The following is a 6228-nucleotide window of genomic DNA, read 5'->3' as shown; positions in this document are numbered from 1 at the left end:
CTGTCTTGGTGCGTCGGATCGCTCATGCCCAACAGCAAGCCAGAGACATGCCAGCACGAGGGCAGCGGACGAAAAACTCTCACGCTCTCAGTGCGGCAGCGCATCGGCAGCGCCTGCCACCGGCTCCGCCGCCGGCTTGACCTCGGACGGCGCGACCGCCTCCTCGTCCGGCAAGGGCTGCGGCATCTTCTCGAGGGCGACCTCGAACACCCGCTCGATCCACTTGACCGGCACGATCTCGAGGCTGTTCTTGACGTTCTCGGGAATGTCCTGCAGGTCCTTGACGTTCTCTTCCGGGATCAGCACCGTCTTGATGCCGCCGCGGTGCGCCGCGAGCAGCTTCTCCTTCAGGCCGCCGATCGCCGTGACCTCGCCGCGCAGCGTGATCTCGCCCGTCATCGCGACATCGGCACGCACCGGGATGCCCGTCAGCGCCGACACCATCGCCGTCGTCATCGCGATGCCTGCGCTCGGCCCGTCCTTGGGCGTCGCGCCGTCGGGCACGTGGATGTGCATGTCGCGCTTCTCGAACAACTCGTCACGAATGCCCAGCCGCCGGGCGCGCGAGCGCACGACGGTGCGCGCGGCCTCGACCGACTCCTTCATCACGTCGCCGAGCTGACCGGTGCGGAGGATGTTGCCCTTGCCCGGCATCACGGCCGCCTCGATCGTCAGCAGGTCGCCACCGACTTCGGTCCAGGCCAGGCCGACGACCTGGCCGACCTGGTTCGTCTTCTCGGCACGACCGTAGTCGTACTTGCGCACGCCGAGGAATTCGTTGAGGTTGTCCTCGGTGACGACGACCTGCCCTTCGTACTTCTTCAGCTGCTGGCCCTTGACGACCTTGCGGCAGATCTTGCTGATCTCGCGCTCGAGCGAGCGCACGCCGGCCTCGCGCGTGTAGTAGCGGATGATCCCGCGGATCGCACCCTCGGTCAGATCCAGCTCCTCCGGCTTGACGCCGTTGTTCTTCATCTGCTTGGGCAGCAGGTAGCGCTGGGCGATGTTGAGCTTCTCGTCCTCGGTGTAGCCCGACAGGCGGATGACCTCCATGCGGTCGAGCAGCGCCGGCGGGATGTTCATCGAGTTCGAGGTCGCCACGAACATCACGTCCGACAGGTCGAAGTCGACCTCGACGTAGTGGTCGCTGAACGTGTGGTTCTGCTCGGGGTCGAGCACCTCGAGCAGCGCACTCGACGGGTCGCCGCGGAAGTCCATGCCGAGCTTGTCGATCTCGTCGAGGAGGAACAGGGGGTTCCGCGTGCCGACCTTCGACAGGCTCTGCAGCACCTTGCCCGGCATCGAGCCGATGTAGGTGCGGCGGTGACCGCGGATCTCGGCCTCGTCGCGCATGCCGCCGAGCGCCATGCGCACGAACTTGCGCCCCGTCGCGCGCGCGACCGACTGCCCGAGCGAGGTCTTGCCGACGCCCGGCGGCCCCACGAGGCACAGGATCGGCGCCTTGACCTTGTCGACGCGTTGCTGCACCGCGAGGTACTCGAGGATGCGGTCCTTGACCTTCTCGAGACCGTAGTGGTCCTGGTTGAGGACCTCCTCGGCATAGCCCAGGTCGTGCTTGATCTTGGTCTTCTTCGACCACGGCAGGTTGACCAGCACGTCGATGTAGTTGCGCACGACGGTGGCCTCGGCCGACATCGGCGACATCAGCCTGAGCTTCTTGAGCTCGCTCTCGGCCTTCTTGCGCGCCTCCTTCGGCATGCGCGCGGCCTTGATCTTCTTCTCGAGCTCCTCGAGGTCGGCGCCTTCCTCGCCGTCGCCGAGTTCCTTCTGGATCGCCTTGACCTGCTCGTTGAGGTAGTACTCGCGCTGGCTCTTCTCCATCTGCCGCTTGACGCGGCCGCGGATGCGCTTTTCGACCTGCAGGATGTCGACCTCGTGCTCGAGCAGCTCGAGCAGCTTCTCGAGCCGCTTGTCGACCGCGAACAGGTCGAGCACCGACTGCTTGGCCTCGAGCTTGAGCGGCAGGTGCGCGGCGATCGTGTCGGCGAGCCGGCCCGGATCGTCGATGCCGGCGATCGAGGTCAGGATCTCGGGCGGGATCTTCTTGTTGAGCTTGACGTACTGGTCGAACTGCTGCGTCACGGCGCGGCGCAGCGCCTCGACCTCGGGCTTGTTGTCGACTTCGGGGATGATCGGCGTGACGGTGGCGACGAAGTGCTCGTTGGCCTCGCTGATCGACTCGGTCTTCGCGCGCTGCGTGCCCTCGACGAGCACCTTCACGGTGCCGTCGGGCAGCTTGAGCATCTGCAGGATGCTCGAGACGCAGCCGACGCCGAACATGTCGTCGGGCTTCGGCTCGTCCTTGCCGGCGGCCTTCTGCGCGACCAGCATGATCTGCCGACCGGCCTCCATCGCCGCTTCCAGCGCCTTGATCGACTTCGGCCGCCCGACGAACAGCGGGATGACCATGTGGGGGAACACGACGACGTCGCGCAGCGGCAGCAGCGGCAGCGTGATCGGCTCGGCGGGAAGAACGGGATGTCCGGACATGGGGGTACCTCTCTTTCTCAGGCCCACATGGAGCCCGCGCGGGGAATTGCAAGACCGCCCCGGGCCCGCGCGGCGGCGGCACCCGGGCGGTCGCCGGCCTCAGGCACTGGCCTTGGCCTGCTCGCGGTACACCAGCAGGGGCTTGCCGCCCTCTTCGACGATGTGCTCGTCGACCACCACCTTCGCGACGCCGTCGAGGTTGGGCAGGTCGAACATGGTGTCGATCAGCGCATGTTCCATGATCGAGCGCAGCCCGCGTGCACCCGTCTTGCGCGCCAGCGCCTTGCGCGCGATCGCCGCCAGCGCCGAGGGACGGATCTCGAGCTCGACGCCGTCCATCGCAAACAGCTTCTGGTACTGCTTGACGAGCGCGTTGCGCGGCTCGGTCAGGATCTGCACCAGCGCCTCCTCGGTCAGCTCGCCGAGGGTGGCGACCACCGGCAGCCGGCCGACGAGTTCGGGGATCAGCCCGAACTTGATCAGGTCCTCGGGCTCGACCTCGCGGAACATCTCGGAGACGCGCTTCTCGCTCTTGCTGTGCACGGTGGCCGAAAAGCCGATGCCCGAGCGCTCGGTGCGGTTCTGGATGATCTTCTCGAGGCCGTCGAACGCGCCGCCGCAGATGAACAGGATGTTCGTCGTGTCGATCTGCAGGAAGTCCTGGTTCGGGTGCTTGCGTCCGCCCTGCGGCGGCACGCTGGCCATCGTGCCCTCGATCAGCTTGAGCAGCGCCTGCTGCACGCCCTCGCCCGAGACGTCGCGCGTGATGCTCGGGTTGTCGGCCTTGCGGCTGATCTTGTCGATCTCGTCGATGTAGACGATGCCGCGCTGCGCGCGCTCGACGTCGTAGTTGCAGTTCTGCAGCAGCTTCTGGATGATGTTCTCGACGTCCTCGCCGACGTAGCCGGCCTCGGTCAGCGTCGTCGCGTCGGCGATCACGAACGGCACGTTGAGCATGCGCGCGAGCGTCTGCGCGAGCAGGGTCTTGCCGCTGCCGGTCGGGCCGATGAGCAGGATGTTGCTCTTCGTCAGCTCGACGTCGTCCTTCGCCGGCGTGTGCTTGAGCCGCTTGTAGTGGTTGTAGACCGCCACCGACAGGATGCGCTTGGCCTGGTCCTGACCGATCACGTACTGGTCGAGCAGCGCCTTGATCTCACCCGGCGTCGGCAGGTCGTTGCGCGCCGCCTTGCCGCCGCCGGCGTCGGCCGGCACCTCGTCGCGGATGATGTCGTTGCACAGCTCGATGCACTCGTCGCAGATGAACACCGACGGCCCGGCGATCAGCTTCTTGACCTCGTGCTGGCTCTTGCCGCAAAACGAGCAGTACAGGACCTTCTCGCTCGAGGAGCCTTTCTTTTCGGGCATGGGTGTGCGGCAGGCAGTGGCGGAAGGAGGCGACGACCAATGATAGTGCATGCGGCGCCGCGCGAGCGGCGCCGGAAAGAGCCCGTTTTCGCGGCGCAGGAACGGACACCGGCCGGGCAGAGCCCGGCTCAGCCGCGCCGCTCGATGACCTGATCGACCAGGCCGTATTCCCTGGCCTCGGCCGCGCTCATGAAGTAGTCGCGCTCGGTGTCGGCCTGGATCTTCTCGAGCGGCTGCCCGCTGCGCTCGGCCAGGATGCGGTTGAGCTGCTCGCGCGTCTTGAGGATCTCGCGCGCGTGGATCTCGATGTCGGTCGCCTGGCCCTGCGCGCCGCCGAGCGGCTGGTGGATCATGACCTTCGAGTTCGGCAGCGCGAAGCGCTTGCCCTTGGCGCCGGCCGCGAGCAGGAACGCGCCCATGCTGGCGGCCATGCCGATGCACAGCGTCGACACGTCGGGCTTGATGAAGTTCATCGTGTCGAAGATCGACAGCCCGGCGCTGACGCTGCCGCCCGGCGAGTTGATGTACAGCGAGATGTCTTTGTCGGGGTTTTCGCTCTCGAGGAACAGCAGCTGCGCGACGACGAGGTTGGCCGTCTGATCGTTGACCGGCCCGACGAGGAAGATCACCCGCTCGCGCAGCAGGCGGCTGTAGATGTCGTAGGCGCGCTCGCCGCGGCCCGACTGCTCGATGACGATGGGCACCATGCCCAGGTTGCTCGTGTCCAGTGCACTCATGAAAGCGGATCCTCTGCGGTGTCTCGTGCCTGCCGATTATGGGGCGCCGCAAAGACGCGGGGCGCCGGCCTCGCGGCCCGGCGCCCCGCAGCGGCGGCGGTCGGCGGCTCAGGCCGTCATCAGCTCGTCGAACGGCACCGTCTTGTCGACGACCTTGGCCTGGCCGAGCACGTGCGCGGTGACGTTGTTCTCGATCACGACCGCCTCGACTTCGGCCATGCGCTGGCGGTCGCCGAGGTACCAGCGCACCACTTCGGCCGGCTTCTCGTAGCTCTGCGCGACTTCCTCGATGTGCGCCTGCAGCTGCTCGGGCTTGGCCTGCAGGTTGTGCGCGCGCACCAGCTCGGCCACCACCAGCCCGAGGCGCACGCGGCGCTCGGCCTGCGGCTGGAACAGTTCGGCCGGGATCGGCGCCTTGTCGGCGTCCTTGACGCCGCGCTTCTTCAGGTCCTCGCGCGCGGCGGCGGTCATGCGCTCGACCTCGGCCTCGACGAGCGCCTTCGGCACGTCGAGCTCGGCGACCTTGACCAGCGCGTCCATCACGGCGACCTTGTTGCGCGCCTGCACGCGGAACTTGACCTCGCGCTCGAGGTTGCGCTTGACGTCTTCGCGCAGTGCCTCGAGCGTGCCGGCGGCGATGCCCAGCGACTTGACGAAGGCCTCGTCGACGGCCGGCAGGTGCTGCGCCTCGATCTTCTTCATCGACACCAGGAAGTCGGCCTCCTTGCCGGCGACCTCCTTGCCCTGGTAGTCGTCGGGGAACTTGAGCGGGAAGGTCTTGCTCTCGCCGACCTTCATGCCGCGCACGGCCTTGTCGAACTGCTCGAGCATCTGGCCTTCGCCGATGACGAACTGGAAGCCCTCGGCCTTGCCGCCGGCGAACGGCTCGCCGTCGATCTTGCCCTCGAAGTCGATCGTCACGCGGTCGCCCTCCTGCGCGCCTTCGGCGGCCGGGCGCTGCTGAAACGTGCGGCGCTGGCGGCGCAGGATGTCGATGGTCTTGTCGATCGCCGCGTCGGTGACCTCGGTGGCGATGCGCTCGACCTCGACGCCGGAGAGGTCGCCGATCTTGACCTCGGGGTAGACCTCGAAGGTCGCGTCGAACGCGAGCTGGCCCTCGGGGGCGTCGGCCTTCGGTTCGATGCGCGGCACGCCGGCCACGCGCAGCTTGGCCTCGTTGGCGGCGTCGGCGAACGCGCGGCCGACGCGGTCGTTCATCACCTCGTACTGCACCGAATAGCCGTAGCGCTGCGCGACCACCGACAGCGGGACCTTGCCGGGGCGGAACCCGTCGGCCTTGACGGTGCGCGCGAGTTTCTTCAGGCGCGACTCGACCTCGCGGTTGATCTCGTCGGCGGGGAGCGTCAGCGTGATGCGGCGCTCGAGCTTGTCCAGGGTTTCCACGTTGACCGTCATGATGGGGAACTCTTTCGTCGTGTGTCTGGTGCGCGGGGGGGGACTCGAACCCCCACACCATCGCTGGCGTCAGGACCTAAACCTGGTGCGTCTACCAATTTCGCCACCCGCGCGAGGGCTCGAAGTGCGACGGGCCACGGCAGGCACCCTGCGGCCCGAACCGGCGATTCGGCGAACCGGATAGTTTATCCGCTCACGG

Annotated in this window: 4 protein-coding genes and 1 tRNA gene; all 5 read right to left on the bottom strand. The window is 67.3% G+C overall.

Features of this window, described 5'->3' with window-relative positions; all coding sequences use genetic code 11:
- Window positions 1-87 precede the first annotated feature (87 nt).
- Window positions 88-2511 (bottom strand): endopeptidase La, encoded by a 2424-nt coding sequence (lon, locus tag MOJ79_RS04735; RefSeq protein ID WP_241923074.1) that lies wholly within the window; start codon window positions 2509-2511, stop codon window positions 88-90.
- Between the two features lie 99 nt (window positions 2512-2610).
- Window positions 2611-3876, bottom strand: coding sequence for an ATP-dependent Clp protease ATP-binding subunit ClpX (gene clpX, locus MOJ79_RS04730; RefSeq protein WP_119293476.1), 1266 nt, complete (start codon window positions 3874-3876; stop codon window positions 2611-2613).
- A 128-nt stretch (window positions 3877-4004) separates the two neighbouring features.
- Entirely contained in the window at window positions 4005-4613 is a 609-nt protein-coding gene (clpP, locus tag MOJ79_RS04725; protein WP_119293474.1) for an ATP-dependent Clp endopeptidase proteolytic subunit ClpP, read from the bottom strand.
- Window positions 4614-4721: 108 nt separating this feature from the next.
- Complete coding sequence (gene tig / locus MOJ79_RS04720; RefSeq protein ID WP_241923073.1) at window positions 4722-6029, bottom strand: trigger factor; 1308 nt, start codon at window positions 6027-6029, stop codon at window positions 4722-4724.
- A gap of 26 nt (window positions 6030-6055) precedes the next feature.
- Window positions 6056-6142 (bottom strand) — tRNA-Leu (locus MOJ79_RS04715).
- Window positions 6143-6228: the final 86 nt, after the last annotated feature.

The organism is Calidifontimicrobium sp. SYSU G02091, assembly GCF_022631395.1.
GTDB classification, from domain to species: domain Bacteria; phylum Pseudomonadota; class Gammaproteobacteria; order Burkholderiales; family Burkholderiaceae_C; genus Calidifontimicrobium; species Calidifontimicrobium sediminis.
The sequence above is the reverse complement of the archived record's forward strand: the minus strand, read 5'-3'. Positions and strand labels throughout refer to the sequence as shown.

Bases quoted from the DNA above. Each gene is read 5' to 3' on its own strand.
- lon (WP_241923074.1), bottom strand. From the start codon at position 2,511: ATGTCCGGACATCCCGTTCTTCCCGCCGAGCCGATCACGCTGCCGCTG.
- clpX (WP_119293476.1), bottom strand. From the start codon at position 3,876: ATGCCCGAAAAGAAAGGCTCCTCGAGCGAGAAGGTCCTGTACTGCTCG.
- clpP (WP_119293474.1), bottom strand. From the start codon at position 4,613: ATGAGTGCACTGGACACGAGCAACCTGGGCATGGTGCCCATCGTCATC.
- tig (WP_241923073.1), bottom strand. From the start codon at position 6,029: ATGACGGTCAACGTGGAAACCCTGGACAAGCTCGAGCGCCGCATCACG.